Source organism: SAR202 cluster bacterium, assembly GCA_009392515.1.
Classification (GTDB): Bacteria; Chloroflexota; Dehalococcoidia; order Lucifugimonadales; family UBA6952; genus UBA6952.
Window position 1 is genome coordinate 1 of sequence record VFGE01000020.1, and the last position, 17,771, is coordinate 17,771.

At 32.5% G+C, this 17,771-nt stretch carries 17 protein-coding genes; 7 read left to right on the forward strand and 10 right to left on the reverse strand.

Going from position 1 to position 17,771, the window contains the following annotated elements:
- The 3 genes from FI695_01640 to FI695_01650 form a co-directional block, all read left to right on the forward strand.
- A partial coding sequence (locus tag FI695_01640; GenBank protein ID MQG50669.1) for a M24 family metallopeptidase occupies positions 1 to 290 on the forward strand: 290 nt, incomplete at its 5' end.
- Positions 291 to 292: 2 nt separating this feature from the next.
- Positions 293 to 859 (forward strand): elongation factor P, encoded by a 567-nt coding sequence (efp, locus tag FI695_01645; protein MQG50670.1) that lies wholly within the window; start codon positions 293 to 295, stop codon positions 857 to 859.
- 5 nt (positions 860 to 864) lie between these two features.
- Positions 865 to 1,626, forward strand: a complete 762-nt coding sequence (locus tag FI695_01650) for a hypothetical protein (GenBank protein ID MQG50671.1) — start codon at positions 865 to 867, stop codon at positions 1,624 to 1,626.
- On the opposite strand, the gene clpX is transcribed toward FI695_01650, so the two are convergent.
- The 4 genes from clpX to aspS all read right to left on the reverse strand — a co-directional run bounded on the left by clpX (position 1,623) and on the right by aspS (position 6,818).
- Entirely contained in the window at positions 1,623 to 2,879 is a 1,257-nt protein-coding gene (gene clpX / locus FI695_01655) for an ATP-dependent Clp protease ATP-binding subunit ClpX (GenBank protein MQG50672.1), read from the reverse strand. The two genes, FI695_01650 and clpX, sit on opposite strands and share 4 nt — an antisense overlap.
- 14 nt (positions 2,880 to 2,893) lie before the next feature.
- Positions 2,894 to 3,529 (reverse strand): ATP-dependent Clp endopeptidase proteolytic subunit ClpP, encoded by a 636-nt coding sequence (clpP, locus tag FI695_01660; protein MQG50673.1) that lies wholly within the window; start codon positions 3,527 to 3,529, stop codon positions 2,894 to 2,896.
- Between the two features lie 10 nt (positions 3,530 to 3,539).
- Positions 3,540 to 4,940, reverse strand: coding sequence for a trigger factor (gene tig / locus FI695_01665; GenBank protein MQG50674.1), 1,401 nt, complete (start codon positions 4,938 to 4,940; stop codon positions 3,540 to 3,542).
- 75 nt (positions 4,941 to 5,015) lie between these two features.
- The gene (aspS, locus tag FI695_01670) at positions 5,016 to 6,818 is read right to left on the reverse strand and encodes an aspartate--tRNA ligase (protein ID MQG50675.1); all 1,803 of its coding nucleotides are present in this window, start codon (positions 6,816 to 6,818) and stop codon (positions 5,016 to 5,018) included.
- Positions 6,819 to 7,007: 189 nt separating this feature from the next.
- On the opposite strand from aspS, the gene FI695_01675 reads away from it, so the two are divergent.
- Both FI695_01675 and FI695_01680 read left to right on the forward strand, forming a co-directional pair.
- Positions 7,008 to 8,852 (forward strand): dihydroxy-acid dehydratase, encoded by a 1,845-nt coding sequence (locus FI695_01675; protein ID MQG50676.1) that lies wholly within the window; start codon positions 7,008 to 7,010, stop codon positions 8,850 to 8,852.
- Positions 8,852 to 10,033 (forward strand): DUF418 domain-containing protein, encoded by a 1,182-nt coding sequence (locus FI695_01680; GenBank protein MQG50677.1) that lies wholly within the window; start codon positions 8,852 to 8,854, stop codon positions 10,031 to 10,033. Before FI695_01675 ends, FI695_01680 begins: the two co-directional genes overlap by 1 nt.
- On the opposite strand, the gene FI695_01685 is transcribed toward FI695_01680, so the two are convergent.
- The gene (locus FI695_01685) at positions 10,030 to 11,760 is read right to left on the reverse strand and encodes a hypothetical protein (protein MQG50678.1); all 1,731 of its coding nucleotides are present in this window, start codon (positions 11,758 to 11,760) and stop codon (positions 10,030 to 10,032) included. The genes FI695_01680 and FI695_01685 overlap by 4 nt on opposite strands.
- A gap of 93 nt (positions 11,761 to 11,853) precedes the next feature.
- Between FI695_01685 and FI695_01690 the strand changes: the two genes are divergently transcribed.
- Positions 11,854 to 12,654 (forward strand): TatD family deoxyribonuclease, encoded by an 801-nt coding sequence (locus tag FI695_01690; GenBank protein ID MQG50679.1) that lies wholly within the window; start codon positions 11,854 to 11,856, stop codon positions 12,652 to 12,654.
- Here FI695_01690 and FI695_01695 read toward each other — a convergent pair.
- From FI695_01695 to queG, 3 genes are all read right to left on the reverse strand, one after another.
- Complete coding sequence (locus FI695_01695) at positions 12,651 to 13,172, reverse strand: hypothetical protein (GenBank protein MQG50680.1); 522 nt, start codon at positions 13,170 to 13,172, stop codon at positions 12,651 to 12,653. The genes FI695_01690 and FI695_01695 overlap by 4 nt on opposite strands.
- 8 nt (positions 13,173 to 13,180) lie before the next feature.
- Positions 13,181 to 13,660 (reverse strand): EVE domain-containing protein, encoded by a 480-nt coding sequence (locus tag FI695_01700; protein MQG50681.1) that lies wholly within the window; start codon positions 13,658 to 13,660, stop codon positions 13,181 to 13,183.
- Positions 13,661 to 13,739: 79 nt separating this feature from the next.
- Positions 13,740 to 14,867 (reverse strand): tRNA epoxyqueuosine(34) reductase QueG, encoded by a 1,128-nt coding sequence (gene queG, locus FI695_01705; GenBank protein ID MQG50682.1) that lies wholly within the window; start codon positions 14,865 to 14,867, stop codon positions 13,740 to 13,742.
- A 135-nt stretch (positions 14,868 to 15,002) separates the two neighbouring features.
- On the opposite strand from queG, the gene FI695_01710 reads away from it, so the two are divergent.
- Positions 15,003 to 15,296, forward strand: coding sequence for a hypothetical protein (locus FI695_01710; GenBank protein MQG50683.1), 294 nt, complete (start codon positions 15,003 to 15,005; stop codon positions 15,294 to 15,296).
- Here the strand turns inward: FI695_01710 and FI695_01715 are convergent, their stop codons facing one another.
- Together FI695_01715 and FI695_01720 are read right to left on the reverse strand one after the other, a co-directional pair.
- The gene (locus tag FI695_01715; GenBank protein MQG50684.1) at positions 15,297 to 15,551 is read right to left on the reverse strand and encodes a 30S ribosomal protein S20; all 255 of its coding nucleotides are present in this window, start codon (positions 15,549 to 15,551) and stop codon (positions 15,297 to 15,299) included.
- A gap of 43 nt (positions 15,552 to 15,594) precedes the next feature.
- Complete coding sequence (locus FI695_01720; GenBank protein MQG50685.1) at positions 15,595 to 17,736, reverse strand: bifunctional (p)ppGpp synthetase/guanosine-3',5'-bis(diphosphate) 3'-pyrophosphohydrolase; 2,142 nt, start codon at positions 17,734 to 17,736, stop codon at positions 15,595 to 15,597.
- Positions 17,737 to 17,771 lie beyond the last annotated feature (35 nt).

Below are 17,771 nucleotides of genomic sequence, written 5' to 3' on the forward strand. Positions count from 1 at the left end.
TGACAGGTACTGATTGTGATGATATTGCTAGAAAAGTAATAGAAGAGGCAGGTTTCGGAGATAAGTTTGGACATAGTTTAGGACATGGTGTAGGGCTTGATGTACACGAATACCCACGAGTAAGCCCAAATAGTCCTGACGTACTGATAAACAATATGGTATTTACAATAGAACCTGGTATATATATCCCCGGTTGGGGTGGAGTCAGAATAGAAGATATAATCACTCTGCAGAATAATAAAGCAGAAGTATTGAGTTCTGCTACTAGAGATGAAATTATTGGAGGATAATAATGGTCATAGGTGTTGGAGATTTAAAAAAAGGAATAACAATTGAATTAGATGGTCAACCTTATCAAGTTGTCGATTACTCAAGCCAAAAAATGCAACAAAGAGCACCTACAGTAAAATTAAAACTAAAAGAATTAAAAACTGGCAGATCTATAGAAAAAACATACAACGGATTCGACGTTAAATTAAACCTTGCTGCAGTAGAAACTAAACCTGCCCAATTTATATACAGAGAAGACAAAGATTACTACTTTATGGATTCACAAACCTTTGATCAGTTCCCAATTCCTACCGAACAATTAGGTAATGATTCATTATATTTAAAGGAACAAATGGAAGTAGATATAATCTTCTATAATGATGCACCTATATCAGTTCAGCTTCCCACGTTTTCTGAATTAGAAGTAACAGACACACCTCCTAGCGTGAAAGGAAACACGGCACAAGGCGGTACAAAACCAGCAACATTAGAAACTGGTTTAGTTGTTAATCTGCCCTTCTTTATCAATATAGGAGATACCATCCGAGTTGATACCCGAACTGGAGAATATCTAGAAAGAAAAACCTAAAAAACATGCTAAGAATTGGATGGTTTTCTTCAGGAAATGGGATAGGGTCTATGCAACTTCTATCTAAAGTTAATCAAGAAATATCAGATAACAATCTTGAGGCATCAATAGAATTCGTGTTTACCAACAAGGATCCAGATGAAGGTAAAGGTATAGAAAACTTTTGTAAATTTGTTCAGTCTCTAGAGATACCACTTATTAATATTTCTTCTAACAAATTTAAATCAAAAAACTGTGCAAAAACTTTCGATGACATTCGTAGTCTTTATGATGAGGAAATTTTATCCAGTATAAATCAATACAATATTGATCTGATTGTAATGGCAGGCTATATGTTATTTACAGATAAAAAATTATGTGATGAATTTTTTATGCTGAATTTACATCCTGCTCCACCAAATGGACCCCAAGGTACTTGGCAAAAAATTATTGAAGATCTTATTAATAATAAATATTCATTAGCCGGAGCTCAAATTCAATTAGCTACAATAAAAAGAGATCAAGGACCTATTATTAGTTATTGCACTTTCCCTATTAAAAACAATGAAGTTTACGATCAATTATGGGCTAATTTAGATAAACATAGCAATATACATTTATCTGAATTATTCCAACAAATTAGAACTGATATATTAAAAAGAGAACCTCTTTTACTCATCGAGACACTAAAGTCATTGGTTGATAAAAAAATCGCACTAAATAGAAATCAAAATCGTAATTATTTGTGTTTAAACGAAAAAATCGAAAAACACATAAACTTTAATTAAGCAACATTCCGTCCCACAATTGGTATCTCAGTTTTAATCACCAAATCATTTTCATCAAGCAACACAATACCATTAGATTTACCGGTAACTGCACCTGTGTAAACTAAACACTTTTTTACATTCTTCAAGGAAGGAATATGATACATTAAATCTAAAAGTGTATCTTCTAAAATCGATTTTAGAGCACGAGCTCCTAATTTTGATTTGATTGCTTCAGCAGCAACTGTATCAAAAAACTTTCCTCGAAATTCCAATGATATATCCTCTAATGCAAAAAGATATTTATATTGTTCAATAAGGGAGTTTTTAGGTTCGGTTAAGATTCGAACCAGATCTTTTTCAGATAAAACATTTAAACCTACTGCTACAGGTAGCCTTCCAACAAATTCTGGGATGAATCCATATGAGACTAAATCATCAGATGTAACATTTTGTAATTCTTCGTCTATAGATCGTTCCCTTCGAAAACCTAAAGAGTTTCTTCGATTTTGTTGCCTAGCATTTACTATATCTGTTAACCCTTCAAAACTACCCCCACATATGAACAATATACCTTCTGTATTCATTTGTATAAACTCTTGCTGAGGATGTTTTCTTCCTCCTTGTGGGGGGACATTAGCAATAGTACCTTCCATGATTTTTAGTAGTGCTTGTTGAACTCCTTCGCCAGAGACATCTCTAGTAATTGAAGGATTAGAATCTTTTCTAGTAATTTTATCAATCTCATCAATATAAATAATTCCAGATTCTGCTTTTCCTATGTCAAAATTTGCATTTTGTAATAGTCGTAATAAAATGTTTTCAACATCTTCACCAACATATCCTGCTTCTGTGAGTGATGTCGCATCACAGATAGAAAAAGGCACGTCGACTAAATTTGCTAGAGTTTGTGCTATTAATGTTTTACCTGATCCGGTTGGCCCAAACAAAAGAATATTATTCTTCTGGATTTTTAAATTATTGCCCTCTTGATTCTCTCTTATCCGTTTATAATGGTTATAAACAGCGACACTGATAATCTTTTTAGCCCTATCCTGACCTATCACATACTCATCTAATAGATTATGCATTTCTTTAGGAGGTATGATATTAAAACTGTTTGTAGTATTAGTGATTTCTATAGAATCTTGATCTTGGGGAAATAACATTTCGTGTGAAAGCAAAACACATTCATCACATATCAATGAATTATCCAAACCTTTAACTAAATTCTTTGTGTCTTCAGGTTTTCGGCCACAAAAAGAACATTCCATAAATTACCTCTAAATTATTCTTTGTCAGAAAGATTAGCCAATACTTCATCAACTAATCCATATTCCTTAGCTTGTTCGGCATTTAGATAATAATCACGATCAGTATCTTGCTTGATTTTTTCGTAATCTTGGCCTGTTCTTTCGTGAATAATTCCACGAATGATTTCTTGTACTCTAAGTATTTCGCGAGCTGCTATTTCTATATCTGACGCTTGTCCTTGTGCACCACCAAGGGCTTGATGCATATGAATTGTTGAATTTGGAAGTGCAAATCTTTTCCCTGCTGCTCCTGAACATAATAATACTGTGCCCATACTAGCTGCCATTCCTACACAAATCGTAGAAACATCCGGTTTAATCAAATTCATAGTATCGTAAATTGCCAAACCAGAACTAATAACACCTCCAGGACTATTAATATATAGATTAATATCTTTATCTGGATCTTCTCTTTCAAGATAAAGTAATTGAGCAACAATTAAATTAGCAACTTGATCATTTATCTGTGTACCTAAAAAAATAATTCGTTCACGTAGTAATAATGAATAAATATCAAATGCTCTTTCACCTCTAGCAGAAGTTTCAATTACCATGGGAATTACATTTTTGTTATCTATATTTTCATTTATACCATTAATGTCATATAACATATAGTTCTCCTTATTTTGATGATTTTGGCTTTGTAACCTTTGCTTTAGTTTTTGTAGTTTTGGGTTTAGTAACCTTAGGCTTCACACCCTTTTTCTCCTTTTTGGGAGAATCGTTTTCACCTTCAGCAATCGCAATTAAGCGTTCCAAAGTTTTTCTTCTTGAAAGCATGTTTCTTAAATTATTTCTGGATTCTTCTGTAGAAAATGTTTTTTCTATTTCTTCTTTTCTTTCCTCGGAAGCTTCTATCGCATCGCTTATTTCTTTATCTAAGTCTTCTTCTGTGACAGTAATTCCTTCCAATTCCGCGAGGGTTTCTAATGCATATGTAGTAGTAAGGCGATCAGTTGCTGATTGCTTAGCTTCCTCTTGAAATTCTTCAGGTTTTTTACCAATTATGGTTAAATATTGTTCTATATTAACCTTATTTTGCTTTAGTGTTTCGGCTTGATTATCAATTATTGCCTGGGTTTCTTGATCAACCAAAATAGGAGAAACTTCTAATGTTGCTCGATTTTTAAGCTCTTCTAATATTTTATTCTCATATTCTCTTTGTGCAGTCGTATTTGCATTTTCAAACAAATTATTTTTTATTTGTTCTCGTAATGCTGCAACACTTTCAAATCCATCACCGACACCTTTAGCAAAATCATCATCCAGTTCTGCTAAATCTTTAGCCTTTACATCTTTTAAAGTAACAGTAAATTCACAGTCTTTTCCAGCAACTTCTTTGTCTTCATATTCTTCTGGAAAAGGTATTGTAAAAGTTTTGGTTTCATTCAATGCCATATCTAAAAGGTATGCATGAAAACCTTCTACTGGACGATTGTTATGTTCTGTAACCAAATACACTACATCTGTTTGATTAGCAACTTCTTTATCTTCAACTTTTGCTATGAGATCTATAGTAATTTGATCATCGTTTGCCACGGGTCGTTCCATTGGCACCCAATTAGAATTTGCCCAACGTAAATCCGTTATTACTGCTTCAATTTGCTCTTCTGGAATTGCAACAGGTTCTTTTGGAACGCGAATTTCTCTATAAGCATCTAAAGTTACTTTTGGCTCTAAGCCAATATTAATTTTTAATGTTAGTGGGTCTTCCGATACTATATTTACCAAGGGTCTGCCAACACTTTCATCAGCATTATCTACAATTGCATCCTGTACTATTGAAGGCATACCTATGTTAAAGGCTTCATTTTTAATGTATTCAACACCAAAATATGAATTCAGAATTGATTTAGGTACTTTGCCTTTTCTAAAACCGTCGATTTTTGCTTGCTGTCCTATTTTTTGATAAGCTCTATCCATAAATGGATCTAAGTCATCATCTATTAGTTCAACTGTTAATTCAATTTCCCTTTCAGGTAATTCATTTCTGGTTACTTTCAAAATACTCCCCACATAAATAAGTTATTACTATAAACAGTCTATGATATATCACCGAAACATAAGTATACCATTTTAATTAAAAGTTTTTAATAGTTAATCTTCCTTGGATATAATTAAATGTAATTCTTCCAATTGCTCTTGTGGGATCAGTGAAGGTGTGCCAAATAATGGATCACTACCACTTTGTGTTTTTGGAAATGCTATTACATCCCTAATTGATTCAGCATTGTCGGTTAATAAAGTAATCAAACGATCTATTCCAGGAGCAATTCCACCGTGTGGAGGAGCCCCATATTCAAGAGCTTCTAAAAGTTGACCAAATCTTTCAATTTTACTTTCATTATCATATCCTAAAAAGTCTAGTATTTTTTCAAGTTTAGCTCGCGAATGGATTCGAATACTGCCACTAGCTAATTCCATTCCATTACATACTAAATCATAATGACGTGCTCTCATTTCTCCCGGTGAAGTATCTAGCAAATCCCAGTCTTTTTCTAATGGAGAAGTAAATAAATGATGAGATGGCTGCCAATTGTTTGTTTCATCATCCCATTCAAAAACAGGAAAGTTCGTAATAAATGCAAAGGCCATATCAGTCTTATTAAATAGTTCTTCTCTTTCTGCAATTTCATTTCTTAATTGAGACATACATGTATTAACTACTTTGCTAGAATCCGCCATTATCAATATAAGGCTACCTGGACTAGCTTTAGTAAAATCAATTATTGATTTAATTTCATCTATAGTTAATATTTTTGAAACTGATGATCGTATATCTTCTATAGTTAAATCGTCGATAGAACTTAGTTCCTCTGAAACACCTATATACATCAAACCTTTACCGCCACGTGTTTTGACAAACGCAACAAGATCATCTAGTTGCCTGCGAGAGTATTTATTTAAATCAGGTATCATCAATGCTTTTGCTATACCGCCTTCATTTATGGGATTAGTAAGCACATGGGCAGATGAAGTTTTTGCAATTTCAGTAAGATTAATCAACTCTAGTCCAAATCTTAAATCGGGTTTATCTGTTCCATATTTATCCATGACATCGTCGTAGCTCAATTTTGGGAATGAACCAACAATAGTTCTATTATCAACCACATTTTCGATAATTTCCGTATAAAGATCTTTAATCAGAGTCATAACATCATCTTCGTTTACAAAACTCATTTCAATATCTAATTGAGTATGTTCTAATTGTCGATCTCCTCGTAAATCTTCATCTCTAAAACATCGTGCTATTTGAAAATATTTTTCAAAACCGGAAACCATAAGTAATTGTTTTAGTTGTTGAGGAGATTGAGGAAGTGCATAAAAAGTACCTGGGTTCATCCGACTAGGAACGACAAAATCTCTAGCTCCTTCTGGTGTACTCTTGATTAAAATAGGAGTTTCAATTTCCATAAACCCTTTTTGGCTTAAAAATTCTCTTATGTGCTTCACTACGTTATGACGAAGTATTATATTCTGATGCATCGCAGATTTTCTCAGATCTAAATATCGATAGCGAAGACGAATCTGTTCATCTGTATTATCACTATCGTCAGAGATTTCAAAAGGAGGTGTCTTTGACTCATTTAAAACTTCCAACTCGGAACAATGAACTTCACACATACCACTAGGAATTCTAGTATTCTCTGTACCAGCAGGCCTAGGCATAACTTTACCTTTTATAGATACAACCCATTCCGGTCGTAAAGTTTGGGCGTCTAAATAACTTTTCTCTGATATTCCTTGATCAAAAACTACTTGAACTATTCCTGAATTATCTCGTAAATCTATAAATACTAATCCTCCGTGATCGCGTCTTTTATGCACCCATCCAGCAAGATTAATTGTTTGCCCTTCTTTGTCTAATGTAACATCGCTACAATTAGTATCTTTAATCACGATACTCTCCATTAATCTATATATTTTAAATTAAACAGTAGATGAAATTATAATTGAAATTACTACGTAGTTCCAATTATTTTAAATTTTAATCTATGTTCAAAAACATACAACAGGCAATATATTGCGATTGACAATAAAAAATGGATATAATTACCGAACTAGAAATGTAGAACAAGAAGGTGTTTGATGGCGAATAAAAGAGTACTAATTGACAATAACCCAGGAAGAAATGCACAAACTTATGGTATAGCAAGAGAACTTGGCACAGAAATGGAGTTAATCCACGAGCCTTCTGTAGGAGTTATAGGAAACAAAGGAGACTCTCAGTGTTATCTGGGAGTGCAACAAAAAGTTGAAAAAATTCATTCTACACTTTTGAAAAATATTGGGCTTGGTGACAATAAAATTAAAATGCGATTAGTTCAACCTGAATATACTATTGCAACTTCTGACGGTATGAGGAACGGGACTAGAGAAATGAGATATTCACTCATTGGTAGAGAAGTTACTCATGATTCTATATGTGAACACTTGAGTGCTACAGGATTAGAAGGAATTATTGCCGTAGTTGCTTGTGACAAACCACCTGTCGGGACCCTGTCAGGAATTTTAGAACATAACAGACCATCTATAATGATGTCTGATGGAACCATACGTCCTGGAATAGATTCAAAAACTAATGAAAAAATCGATATTATTTCTGGATTCCAAGTAGCAGGAGACGAGAACGAAGAATTCAAAAAACGAATTGCATCTGAAGCTTGTCCAGGATACGGAAGTTGTGGTGGAATGTTTACCTATAATACTATGCAAACTTTTCTTGGGGTAGTCGGTATGGAACCTTTACATATGGTTTCTCCTGCTTCCCAAGATCCAAGAAGAATGAAAGAATTCCCAGACGAACTTGTTGGTTATTTACGCAATTTAATTGCCAATCAAATTACACCACGTGACATTGTCACTAGAGACTCAATTAGAAATGCTATGATTGTGGCTATGTCTGTAGGTGGATCAACAAATGTTTTATTACATGCACCAGAAATTGCGAGAGCAGCAGGATATACTAACTTTTTTGAACAAATCATGTCTGAAGAAGAATTTAATACACTTTCGCAATATGTTGTTCCTGTTCTTATTGATGCGAGACCTTTTGGACAATACTCGATGGTGGACATAGACGAAATGGGTGGTGTGCAAGTAATTGTAAAAGAATTACTCGATGTTGGGCTACTAAATGGAGATACTTTAACCTGTACAGGTGAAACACTTGCAGAACAAGTTGCAAGATTAAATCCCCCTGCTCCAGACGGGAAGGTTATATATCCGGTAGAAACTCCATATAAAGAAACTGGAGGTTTAAGAATTCTTGGTGGAAACGTTTCAACTGATTTTACTGCAATTTTGAAACTTGCAGGTGTTGAAGGCGGGCTAGAAAACAATATATTTAATGGTAAAGCAAGAGTATTTGATGGCGAAAGACAATTATTAGATGCTTTAGAAAATCGGCCAGAAATATTTGAAGATCGTGATATGGTAATCGTCAGATATGAAGGTCCTAGTGGTGCTCCAGGCATGCCTGAAATGTTAGATTCAACCTCACGAATTACGACTTTATGTAGGCAAAAAGACATAGTTGTTGCCTTAATGACTGATGCAAGATTTTCTGGTGGGTCTGTTGGTCTCGTTATAGGTCATGTTGGACCAGAAGCAGCGCTAGGAGGACCAATAGCACTCATAAAAGATGGAGATAGTATAGTTGTTGATCTTAATAATAATCAAATCAATTGTTTGGAATTATCTGATCCAAAAATTATGCAACAGAGGAAGAGTGCTTGGGAAAAAATAGTAGAATCTAATGGTGGAACTCATCCATCTATTGGAGATGCTAATACTAGACTACTAAACCGTATGAGGTTTTCATCTGTTTCAGCAAAATACGGGGCTGGTATGCATCCTAATAGAGAACTTTGGGTCAGTGAACCTAGATCTCCTGAAAAGTCTACATTTACACCTCGTAACAAATATCGTTAATGGAACAAAACCAAAACATTGACCGAATAACAAATCTCGATTTTATACGAGGAATTGCTGTATTAGGTATTCTTATTATGAATGCAATATCATTTGTCTTGCCTAAATCTGCCTATTATAACCCTTCCTCTGCAGGAACAGATAACATTCTTGATTGGATTTTTGTTGCTCTAAGTCAAATATTTGTTGCTGAAAAAATGATGGGGTTATTTTCTCTGCTATTTGGTGCAAGTATCGTATTATTTATAGAGTCACAAAAACGTCGTGATCGTAGGCATCCTCATATACTCAGTATTTGGAGAAATGTCATTTTATTAATAATTGGTTCAATACATGCATCTATCTGGTTCGGTGATGTTTTGATAATTTATGCATTATGTGCACCTGTTGTACTTCTATTATATCGAATGAATAGATATTTCAATTTAATACTTGGGGTGTTGTTTATTAACCTTTCAATAATATTTGCAATTATATTTCAACCAATTTTTGATGCCCAAGGTAACTTAATTATAACTGGCTGGGTAAAAGATTTTGTCTTATCATCTCAATCTGAAGCTTCCAAAATTGGATTAGGTGAATTATGGTTTGCCGATAAGACAATGACTGGGGAATTATTTGGTAGTTATATTGTGATCGACGCTTTTGGAAGAGCTTTAGGAATGATGTTAATAGGAGTTTTTCTATATCGTTCAAATATTCTTCAAGGAAGCTATAGCAACTCTTTTTATAAAAAAATGGCAATTGCTGGATTTACAATTGGTATTCCATTAGCAACATATTCACTGATCTGGGGAATTACAAAAGATTATAGCCCAAGTATTGCTCTTATTCACGCTAATCCTCATAGAATTGCCAATTTACCTTTAGTACTTGGGTACGTGGGACTTCTCACAATATTAAATACAAAATTACCTCTTCAATACCTTACGAGAATTAGGTCAGTTGGGAAAATGGCACTTACAAATTATTTAACCCAAACCTTAATAAGTACAGTAATTTTTACAATCATATTTTCTAATTTGATTCTTAGTCGATCAGAGTTAATACTTTATGTAATAGTAATTTGGACACTTCAAATTTACTGGTCAAAATACTGGTTAGACCATTTTCAATATGGTCCATTTGAATGGATTTGGAGAAAATTAACATACATAAATGCTAAGGAAAAAAATACTTAATTACTGACTACTAATTCTGACCAATGCCAGGACTCTGAATTACGTATATTAATTACACCAGAGTTATAATTTTGTGTTTTATTACTAATTAATATTCCTACATGATCTGTTATTGGTTCGAAAAGCAAAGCTTGCTCGAGAACATATTTTTGAATATCGATTATATGTTTTTCTCTTTCAATATTTGATGTATTTTGTAACTCAATAAGTTGATCCAAATAATCAATTTGATGATTACTAATAGAATATTCACCGTTACTGTGTAACATTCCATATAAAAAGGTATTTGGAATATCAATCGGTATCTTAGGTCCGAGGGATATATCATAATTTTTTTCAATCCAAACTTTCTGATAATATTCTTTGGGATTTAATACTTGGTATCGAACTTGGAAACCAGCTTCGGTGAGAATTCTGAGATATTTATCACCCAAATTTATATACTGATCACCATAGTCTCCAACATAAAAATCAATAGTATCATCTAGCCTCTCAAGATTTGCAGAATTTGTTTGATCATAATTCAAAGATTGAGTCAGTTCTGGAAGGTTAGTATAGGTTGTTTCTGATTTAGTAGAAAGTTCCCAACCACTAGAAGCTATAGGCAATCCAATACTTAATGAATCATAGGAATTTAAATCTAAATGCGAAAATATATATCTTCTAAAATGAACGTCATCAATTGGATAAACTGAAGCATTCAATGCAAACAAAACGCCTTTACTATAATTTGGATTTATATCTATACAAGGCAAAATATTTAAAGAACAATGAGAAAAATGATTACCAGTTTTATCATCAATCATAGATGCATTTATTTCGAGGTCTTTTATACCTAGCAATCGTTTCATTGACCAATAATCAACTATTGATACATTTACTTTTTCAGAAAGTACTAAAGCAATTCTAGTATTCTCATTACTAACTGGTGAGATAAAAAATTCTTGAGCTTTAGGGAAACCTTCTTCAAAATAATTTGGATTTGCTGTAAATTCAAACCTATCGACTGAATTCTCATTATATACCCAAGGGCCAGTTCCTATCGTAGGGCCAAAACGCAGACCTTCTTTAAGGTTTTGTAGTTCATATGGAATAATTTTAATATTCCCATGAGCTAATCGCATCAATAAATCCGCATCAGGATACTTGAGTAATATTCGAACTTTTGATTCTTCTATTTCTTCAACCATATCTAATGAATTTAATATACTCGAACTAGACCAATCGTTATTTTTTATTCTATTAAGGCTTTCAACAACATCCTTAGCTATCAATTTTCGACCTGAAGTTGGTATTTTGTCATGCCAAAATACATCTTGACGTAATGTAATATGATATTCAATATCACTGACTTGAATCCATTCAATACAAATATCACAAGTAATTTTAAATTCATTAAATCGTAATAATCTACTATAAGAAATACCAGGGCCCATAGATAGTAATGAATCTGAACTATCCTCATGTACATCAAAATGTTCTGGATTTTTAGGTGAAGCTAAACTAAGAGTTCCTTGAGGTATATGAGCAATTACATTTTTAGTTTGAACTCTTTCAAGTTCTTTTTCTAAAGCCAATGTTGGTGTAGGTATAATCACTGGAATTGTGACCAGCGGTGTAGAAGTAGGAGTAGTAACTGACAATTCATCATTTTCAGTATTGCAGGCAACTAATCCAATTGTAGTTAAAATAATGGATAATTTAATTAATAACTTTACATAAAACATAATTATATTTCTTTTATATACTTTCTTAATGATACCAAAAATTGTCTTAAATGATTATCGATATTAATATAGTGTGATTATTGGAGTTTATTTATGCTTATTGATTGCCATTCACATCTCGCAAATTATAATGAAAATGAAATCTCTGAAATAATTTCAAGAGCCAAAAAATCAGGCATATCTTATATATTTTCAGCAGGAACTGACATAAAGAACTCTGAAAAAACTATCCATTTAGCTAATAGTAATGATGAAATCTATTGTGGAGTAGGAATTCACCCCAATAGAGTAACAGATGATCTAAAAGATAATGACTTCTACAAATTGGAACAATTAGCTCAATCAAGTGATAAGGTTATTACAATGAGCGAAACAGGTATGGACTATATGCCTAATGCTCCTGAAAGAAAAAAACAAGAAGAAGTATTTGTGGTCCAAATCACTATAGCAAAAAAATTAAAATTACCTATCATTTGGCACTCACAAATTCCTGAAATTAATTCTTTTGGTAATCATAAAAATACTTTAGATATCCTCAATAATGAACATGCATATACAGTTGGAGGAATCATGCATTACTTTCAAGCAGATTATCCAACAGCTAAAAAAGCTATTGAAAATGGATTTTTAATATCTTTTGCCAAACCATTATTAAGGCAAAAACATCAAAAAGAAATTGTTGAAAAGATACCTCTAGAACATATTGTTTTAGAAACAGATTCCTCGCCGCAACCATGGAAAAAAAATCGTTCTCTTTGGACTGAACCAAAGGATATTTTACTTGTTGCTCAAAAAATTGCCCAAATCAAAAATATTTCTTTTGAAACAGTAATGAACACAACCAGTGATAATATAAACCAACTATTCGACAACAAATTCAAAAAAGCTAATTAATATATTGGCGCGATAACATAATATCTAACCACATAGCCAAAAACAATTAATATTGACGCGACACCAAATGATGACATAAAAGATGCACCAATTAAAACTTTACAACACATCATAAGGGTCAATAATACCCAAATTAATGACATCACCAAGATGAGATATACTGAAAATGAAAGCCCAACCAAAGCAAACATTAATGTAAGTAACCAAGGAGCGTGACAAAAACCAATTATTGATAATGAAGATATAAATTTTATCTGATTCCTATATAAAAAATTCCCAATAATATAATATCCAATAGTTATTAAAAACCATTGAATAAATATTGATACGGTTACAGGAATAATTACAGAAAATGAATGCATATCTCCAATAATCCTGCCAAATGATTCTGCTAACGAAATTAATATAATAATTAATAAAGATTGTTTAATTGAATTTGGTTCGTCAATTATTTCGCGAAAAGTCATTGGACGTAACTGTATTACTCTAAATATTCGACCCAATATACCTTCTATCAATTATAACCTCAATTATTCTTGTATGATTTTTTAGAACGCTTATCGATCGTTCTTTGCATTTCATCTTCTATAAGCTTAAAGTCATTTTTAGGTATTAAGTGTAAATCTCCCAAAAATGCTAAATGCCAATCTTCAGGACGCCAATTTTTTATAAATTGCATTCTAGGAGCAAGGATTTTTGCATCAATAAATTCTTCTTTGTTTAAGACACATTCAGGTTCCATATGAACTCTAAGAGAAAAATCCTCTTTCTCATGAATATATGTCCATTGTTTCGAATGGTCTTCAAAATATTCGGATGTAATATTTAAACTTGTAGTGAATGAAGATAGCTGTTGAACATAAATTAGCAATCTATCACCTACCAACATTCTCTTTATCTTTTTATGGTGTGGAACACGAAAACCTTGAACAGAGTAACCAAGGTTTTTCGTCACTAAAAAATTTTCTTCTGTTAGAGAAAGCATCCAATAATTTCTTGGCATCATTCTTTCCTTAATTTATATAGATATCGGATTAATTACTATCAAATATAATAATTAATATCTATTGTATAAGCAAATGGTATTATTTACTCATTAATGCTCTATTGATTTCATCTATCACAAATTGATCATTTTCATATTCTAGACTTATTTTTAAAGCCTTTTGGCATGCTTTTGTATTAATTTCACCCAAAGCCCAAGCTGAGTGACCTCGCACTAATTCTGATTCGTTATTATTAAGCGTATCAATTAATGCTGGTATTGCTTCTAAGATTTTAATATTGCCTATAGCAACACAAGCATTTCGTTGTAAACCACTTAGTTTAGTTCGTTTTATAGGTGATTTACTAAAACGACTAGAAAATTGTTCTTTTGACATATATAAAATTTCTACTAAATCTAAATAATTATTAGTTTTTTTTGTAAAAGTTATGTTCTGTGAAACATCAGATTTATCATTTACAGGGCAAATATCCTGACATATATCACATCCAAATATCCAGTCATCTATTAATGATCTCAATTCATATGGAATAGCTCCTTTATTTTCTATAGTCAAAAAAGAAATACACTTATTCGCATCTAATTGATAAGGGGATACTATTGCTTTTGTTGGACATTCAATAATACATAATTCACATTTCCCACAATTTTTTTTAACCGGTTCATTAGGGGTTAATTCTAAATCTGTAATTAGAGCTCCAAGAAAGATCCATGATCCATAAATGGGATTAATTATATTTGTATGTTTACCAAACCAACCTAAACCAGCTTTCTCAGCAAATCCTTTTTCTAATAAAGAACCATCATCTACAAATATTCTTCCATCCATATTTATGGATAATTTATCTTGGAGAATAGCTTTGTATTCTTTTAACATTTTTTTAATTACTAAATGGTAATCTTCCCATTGTGCATACATAGCAATTCTACCTTTAGTACTATTAATTGGGGAAGTTTGATTTTCGTTTTGTTTATAATTAACACCAACTACAATTACTGATTTAGGGTTAAGAAGTAATTGATCTGGAGAACCTGCTTTTATTAAACGTTCTTTATTTAGCCATGGCATACCATCAAGATAATTTAATTCATAAGCTGCCAATGAATTCTTTATATGATCTTTTAAAATATTTGCTTCTGATATACCAACTAAATCAAAGCCTACTGATTTTGCAATTTCTATGACTATTTGTTCACGTGTTTTCATAAAGTTACATAAAATAATAATTAAAGATATCTAATTATACCAACAGCTCTCTTGACTGAATATAAAACCCAATTTATATTAATACAATTCCGAATAATTTTCTAAAATAATTATGTAAAGGCAGGTTTTGAACTTATGGCTGAAGCAGGTAAAAGATATATAACACCAAGCGGCGCAGAATTAATTGTTACTAAGGGTGGAACAGGTACCTTATCTGATGGCCAAATACCACTTCAAATAAAAGATGCTGGAGATGGCTATGACGGTGCTACCTCTAATGGAACAGAAGCCTTAAGCCTTGGTAAAAGATTTCAGTCAAAAGATGGTTCTGTAACTGTCTTAGTCACAAAAGCTGGTGTATGTGACTTGCAATATGATGGAGAACCAATGGAAATCCAACAACCTAGAAAGTTACCTTCCTCTGATTAATTACTCACTACGAGTAGAATTTAACTGTTGAACTAATCGTGATTTTCTTCTGGACGCATTATTCTTATGAATAGCACCTTTTTTTGCTGCACGATCTAATACAGATATTGCCTTTGACACTAAAACGTCCGCGTTTTCGTCTTGTGCAACTATGGCTTTTCTAGCAGCTGTCACTGCAGTTCTTGCAGATACTTTTGCTAATCGATTGTATCCTTGTTTTCTTATAGAACTTCTTAAAGTTTTTTCACTTGGCATTTTGTCCCTTTCGAATAGAACATGATTATATCATGTTTACGTACTAAATTCTTTCTACGCTTATAATTCCTTGTACTTCTTCTATCTTAGCAAATATTTTACCTAATTGCTCTATAGTGGATATAAATATATCCAAATTCACAAATGCTGTTCCGTCGTTTTGATTTTTACTCACAACATCATTCACATTAATTTTCTCAGAGGCAACAGCAGAAGTTAAATCTCTCAGTAACCCTACTCTATCCCAGGAATGTATTGATATTCTCACAGGATAATAGCTCTTAGATTTACCCCAATTTACCTCCACAACCCTTTCACGATCCTGCTCTTTTTGAATGTTTTCACATCCGATCTGATGTACAGTAATCCCTTTTCCTCGAGTAATGTACCCTACTATATCATCTCCAGGCAATGGAGAACAACATTTTGCCAAATTTGTTAATAAATCACCCACTCCTAAAACCTCTACTGATGAAGTTAAGTCTCTGACAATTGAGCTAGATGTTGTATTAATTTTTAAAGGAAGCGGGTCGTTTAACTTAGACAATACTTGCTGAATTGTAATTGAACCTGATCCCAGAGCTGTAAAAAAGTCTTCAACACTTGAGAATTTTAACGTTTTTGCTACTTCTTGCTCAGTCTCTTCAATATTAAATTTCTTTAAATCTCTTTGAAACATTTCTCTACCCTTATTAAGGCTAGTGCTTCGTTCTTGTCTTCTAAACCATGATTTAATTCTTTCTTTTGCTGTTGCTGTCTGTATATAACCTGCATGAACATTTAACCAGTCTAAACTTGGACCACGAGTCACCTTACTGGTGAGAATTTCAGCAGAATCACCACTTGTCAATTTATAATCTAAAGAAACTAATTTACCATTAACTTTTGCCCCAATACACCTATGACCTACTTCTGTATGAATTCTATAAGCAAGATCAATAGGAGTGGATCCTACAGGTAACTCAAAAATATCGCCTTTTGGTGTATAAACATACACCTGATCTTGAAATATATCTGTTTTAATATTTTCAAGAAATTCTTCTGGACCGCTTGACCCTTTTTGTACATCAATTAATTGACGTAACCAATTTATTTTGGTTTCATATTTTTCATTTGATTGTTTTCCTTCTTTATACGTCCAATGTGAAGCAATACCAAATTCAGCTAATCTATGCATTTCATGAGTACGTATTTGTACTTCAAGAGGCATCCCATTTAATCCCAGTACTGTAGTATGTAAAGACTGATACATATTCTCTTTTGGATTTGCTATATAATCATCGAACTGCCCTGATAATGGATGCCATAATTCGTGAACTATTGACAATGTTGTATAACAATCAACTTTTGTATTAACCAATACCCTTAGCGCAAATAAATCATGGATATCATCAAAATCTTTTCCTTGTTCTTCATACGCCTCAATCTTTTTAAAAATACTATATAAATGTTTTGCTCTTCCCATAACTGTAGCTTCAATTTTTGCTTGTTTTAGAGAGGTTCCTAACATATCCTGAACTAAATTAATATATTTTTCTCTCTCAAGACGTTTACGAGAAATCAAAGAAGCAATTTCTTTATAACTATCTGGTTGAATATATCTAAATGCTAAATCTTCTAATCTCCATTTTACATCCCACATCCCTAATCTATGGGCTAATGGAGCGTATATATCTAATGTTTCTTGAGAGATAATGATTTGTCTATCTTCTGTGAGTGAAGCGAGTGTGGACATATTATGTAATCTGTCTGAAAGTTTAATAAGAATTACTCGTAAATCTTTAGACATAGCAATAAGCATTTTTCTTAAACTAGCAGCATTATTAGATCTAAGTTCATTTGTGGAATTATCATCCGAGAAACCAATATTTATATCGAGTCTATTTAATTTTGTCACACCATCAACTAATTCTGCGACATGCGTACCAAATTCTTTTTCTAATTGAGAAAAAGAAACATCACAATCTTCTATAACATCATGAAGCAAAGCCGCAACAAGTGTAGTAGTATCACAACTTAAATCAGCTAAATACCTAGCAGTCTCAACTGGATGGACAATAAATGGGTCGCCAGATTTGCGTAACTGCCCTTTATGGGCGTTTTCAGCAAAACCTAAAGCTTTAGAAATTTTTCCTATATCTTCTTTAGGTAAATACGTATTAGCTATTTCCAATAAAGAATTCACAAAATCACCTTAATTAATTATATCATTTGAAATAA

Excerpts from the sequence above, each read along its gene's own strand:
- FI695_01675 (MQG50676.1), top strand. The coding sequence starts at position 7,008 with ATGGCGAATAAAAGAGTACTAATTGACAATAACCCAGGAAGAAATGCA.
- queG (MQG50682.1), bottom strand. The coding sequence starts at position 14,867 with ATGAAAACACGTGAACAAATAGTCATAGAAATTGCAAAATCAGTAGGC.
- FI695_01690 (MQG50679.1), top strand. The coding sequence starts at position 11,854 with ATGCTTATTGATTGCCATTCACATCTCGCAAATTATAATGAAAATGAA.
- FI695_01700 (MQG50681.1), bottom strand. The coding sequence starts at position 13,660 with ATGATGCCAAGAAATTATTGGATGCTTTCTCTAACAGAAGAAAATTTT.
- clpP (MQG50673.1), bottom strand. The coding sequence starts at position 3,529 with ATGTTATATGACATTAATGGTATAAATGAAAATATAGATAACAAAAAT.
- FI695_01680 (MQG50677.1), top strand. The coding sequence starts at position 8,852 with ATGGAACAAAACCAAAACATTGACCGAATAACAAATCTCGATTTTATA.
- FI695_01715 (MQG50684.1), bottom strand. The coding sequence starts at position 15,551 with ATGCCAAGTGAAAAAACTTTAAGAAGTTCTATAAGAAAACAAGGATAC.
- efp (MQG50670.1), top strand. The coding sequence starts at position 293 with ATGGTCATAGGTGTTGGAGATTTAAAAAAAGGAATAACAATTGAATTA.
- FI695_01685 (MQG50678.1), bottom strand. The coding sequence starts at position 11,760 with ATGTTTTATGTAAAGTTATTAATTAAATTATCCATTATTTTAACTACA.
- FI695_01650 (MQG50671.1), top strand. The coding sequence starts at position 865 with ATGCTAAGAATTGGATGGTTTTCTTCAGGAAATGGGATAGGGTCTATG.
- clpX (MQG50672.1), bottom strand. The coding sequence starts at position 2,879 with ATGGAATGTTCTTTTTGTGGCCGAAAACCTGAAGACACAAAGAATTTA.
- FI695_01710 (MQG50683.1), top strand. The coding sequence starts at position 15,003 with ATGGCTGAAGCAGGTAAAAGATATATAACACCAAGCGGCGCAGAATTA.